The 3,412-nt window shown below is 74.3% G+C and carries 2 protein-coding genes and 1 pseudogene; 1 reads left to right on the forward strand and 2 read right to left on the reverse strand.

Features of this window, described 5'->3' with window-relative positions; genetic code table 11:
* Window positions 1–112 precede the first annotated feature (112 nt).
* Window positions 113–2,086: a TetM/TetW/TetO/TetS family tetracycline resistance ribosomal protection protein gene (locus RIM90_RS31120; protein WP_309064084.1), complete on the reverse strand. Its 1,974-nt coding sequence runs from the start codon at window positions 2,084–2,086 to the stop codon at window positions 113–115.
* Between the two features lie 198 nt (window positions 2,087–2,284).
* Here RIM90_RS31120 and RIM90_RS31125 point away from each other — a divergent pair.
* Window positions 2,285–2,725: pseudogene (locus RIM90_RS31125) on the forward strand (XdhC family protein); the annotation flags it as partial.
* 472 nt (window positions 2,726–3,197) lie between these two features.
* Here RIM90_RS31125 and RIM90_RS31130 read toward each other — a convergent pair.
* The coding region (locus RIM90_RS31130) for a metallophosphoesterase family protein (protein WP_309064085.1) at window positions 3,198–3,412 on the reverse strand (215 nt) is incomplete at its 5' end.

Consider the following 3,412-nt stretch of genomic DNA (forward strand, 5'->3'; position numbering starts at 1 on the left):
ACCCGTCGGCGACCACCCGCAACGGGTGCGTCTCGGTCAGGTGGAGGCCGACTGGTCCGCTCCGTCCGGCGGTTGAGCCGGACGGAGCGGCGGAGGGTGGGCACGGCGAGGCTCAACCGCCCACCCTCCGGGTCACGTTCAGCAAGTACTCCTTCCGGTTCAGCGGGTTGTGGTCCGTGCGCGGACGCCGCGGCACCGTGCCGCGGGTGACGGGCGCGTAGTGCCCGAAGGCGCTCTCCAGCTCGCCCTCGCCCCGGGTCGGCCCCGGCAGCCGCTGTCCCAGCGCGTGCACCCGGGCGGCCGGCACCGTGCCCCGAAGGACGCAGCGGTCCCCGCGGGTCTCCGTGGTCCGCGGCACGGCACCCAGCCCGGTCAGCACCGGCAGCAGGGCGCCGGGGGCGTCCGCCGGAGCCTCGATGCGGAAGCGGTGCATCGGCTCGTGCACCACGGTCCCCGCCCGCCGCAGGGCCTCGGCCAGGACCAGCGGGGCGACGCCCCGGAAGTCGGCGCCGGTGCTCGACATGCTCTTGTCGAAGCCCTGGTGCGCGTGGCTCTGCCGGGGCCAGTAACCGGAGTGGGTCATGGTGACCGTGCAGTCGGTGACCCGCCAGCCGTACAGGCCCTGTTCGAGCGTCTCGCGCACGGTGTCCTCGACCGCCTTGAAGAAGGCGTACGACATCGAGCCCAGCTCCACCTCCAGCCGGAAGTCCACGCCCGCGCCGGCCGGCGCCGGGTCGCCCCGCAGGCCGACCGTCGCGAGGAACGGGTTCGGGTCCTTGCCGATGAACTCGACGGCCGCCCCGGACCCGGCCGGCCGCTCGACGCACAGCGGTGTCGTCTCCCGGAAGGTGACGTCGAGCCCGTACTCCTCGGCGAGGGTGGCCTGGACGACCTCCTTCTGCACCTCGCCGTAGAGCGACACGGAGGTCTCCCGCCGCACCTCGTCGTGGCGCAGGCCGATCAGCGGGTCCTGTTCGGCCAGCCGGGTGAGCGCGAGGTGCAGCGCGCCCTGGTCCACGCCCGGTTCCGGGACGACGACGGTCTCCAGGGTGGGCGGTGCGAAGAAGTGCCCGTACGGCGGGCGGGGTTCGCCGATCGCGTCGCCGACGCGGATGTCCGCCAGGCCCCACAGCCGGGCGATCCGGCCCGCCGGTACCGCGTCCGCCCGGGTGTCCGTGCCGTGGCCGAAGACACTGATCCCGGTCACCCGGCCCTCCGCCCCGCCGTCACGGCCGAACGGGATCCGGTCGCGGGTGCGCAGCGTGCCGGAGAACATCCGCGCGTAGGCGACCTTCTCCCCCGCCGGCCCCCGCTCCACCTTGAACACCGTGCCGGAGACCGGCCCGTCGGGGTCGCCGCCGGCCGGCGGCAGCAGTTCCTTGACGCCGGCCAGCAGCGCGTCCACGCCGGCGCCCGTGAGGGCGGAGCCGAAGCAGACGGGGTGCACGAGCGCCTGCCGGCTCTGCTCGGCCAGGGCCGTGCGCAGGCGCTCGTCCGTGACCGCGCCCTCCACGTAGGCGGCGAGCAGCTCGTCGTCGTGGCCGGTGAGGACGTCGAGGGCGGCCGGGGGGAGACCGGGCACGAAACGGGCCCCGGGTGTGCCGAGCCGGCCGGTGGTGCCCATGGGCACGATCGCCGGGGTGAGGCGCGCCGAGACCGCCCGGAGCAGGTCCGCCTCCCGTGCCCCGCGCCGGTCGATCTTGTTGACGAAGAGCAGGGTCGGGATGCGCAGCCGCTGCAGGGTGCGCATGAGCACCCGTGTCTGCGCCTGCACCCCCTCGGCGGCGGAGACGACGAGCACGGCGCCGTCCAGCACGCCGAGCACCCGCTCCACCTCGGCGATGAAGTCCGGGTGACCGGGGGTGTCGAGGAGGTTGACCGTCACGTCGTCGAGCGGGAACGAGACGACCGCGGACTTGATGGTGATGCCGCGCCGGCGTTCCAGCGCGAGGGTGTCGGTGCGGGTGCTGCCGTCATCGACGCTGCCGATCTCGTCGATCACGCCGGCCGAGTGCAGCAGCCGCTCGGTCAGGCTGGTCTTACCGGCGTCGACATGGGCGAGGATTCCCAGATTGAGCACGTGCACGAAGCGTCATGTCCTTCGGAGAGGGGGCCGTTCCTGCCTGGGGGGACATGAACGGTGCGCGCATTGCTGCTCCTCGGGACCTCGACGGCGTCGTCCCCGGTAGTGCAGCAGACCGGCACGGGCGGCGACAACGGATTAACGCTCGGCAAAGCCTGTCGCGGCCCTCACCCCGCTCCCGGAAGCCGTCCTGCAGTGACGCGCGTCACGTCCGGCGACCGGCCGGTCCTCGCCACCCCCCGGCGCTTCCCGGAGGGCGTCGAGGTGGTCGTCGAGTGGCCGCACCGGTATCTGCGCGGCACCGGAACCGACGAGCGCACGGTGATCTGCGTCCTCATCCACGGCCCGAAGTTCGACCTGCCCCCGCTCCGGGAGGCGCTGCGCCGGCCGGCCGCGTACATCGGCGCGATGGGCAGCCGCCGCACCCACGCCGGCCGGACGGAGCGGCTGATCGGGGCCGGGCTCACCGAGCGCGAGCTGTCCCGGCTGCGCTCCCCGGTCGGCCTCGACCCCGGTGCCCGTACGCCCGAGGAGGTGGCCGTGTCCGTGGCCGCCGAGATCGTCGTGCTGCGCTGGGGCGGCACGGGCGTACCGCTGACCACCACGGAGGGAGCGGTCCATCCACCCCCTCCCGCACCCTGATCCCCCTGGTTCCCCCTGGCCCCTTGAGCCCGCCTCCCGAGGAGGAGGACGCGGACCGGCACCACGGGTTCACCGTCCTCGAGGGGCGGGACGAGAGGGCGTATCGCGTGGTGCCGGCCGTCGGCGGCCGGGACGGCCGACGCGGCGGGTGCGACGCGCGCGGCGGACGTGGTGGAACCCTCGCGGGAAGAGCCCCTCGACCCGCTGCGCACCGCCGGGACACCGGTCGCCGAGCACGCCGCCGCGGCCCTCGCCGCCGTCGGTGCGGTGGCCGTGCCGGCCGCGGGGACGCGCGGACGCGCGGACGCGCAGACGGCGACGGACCCGAAAAGAAGGTGTGTAAGCGCGGCTGAGAGGGGTAGTCGCCCCGTATCACCTCCGATCGTGGGAAGGAGGTCCGTGAGAGCGCATCTACTCGCAGCGCCCGGGCCGCTTCCACCGACACGGAGCGGCCCGGCCCGTCAGCACACGGTCACCGCCGCGGGGGCAGCCGGTGGAGTTCCACCTCGCCGAGCCGGCCGCCGGTGATCGTGGCGGTCATGTAGGTGCAGTGCGGTTGTCGGCGGCGGTCCGTCGGCGAGCCCGGGTTGAGCAGACGAAGTCCCGTGGCGGCAGTGGTGTCCCACGGGATGTGACTGTGCCCGAAGACCAGTACGTCCAGCTCGGGGAACCGTGCGGCGCACCGGG

Source organism: Streptomyces sp. (assembly GCF_031181555.1).
Taxonomy (GTDB): Bacteria; Actinomycetota; Actinomycetes; order Streptomycetales; family Streptomycetaceae; genus Streptomyces; species Streptomyces fimbriatus.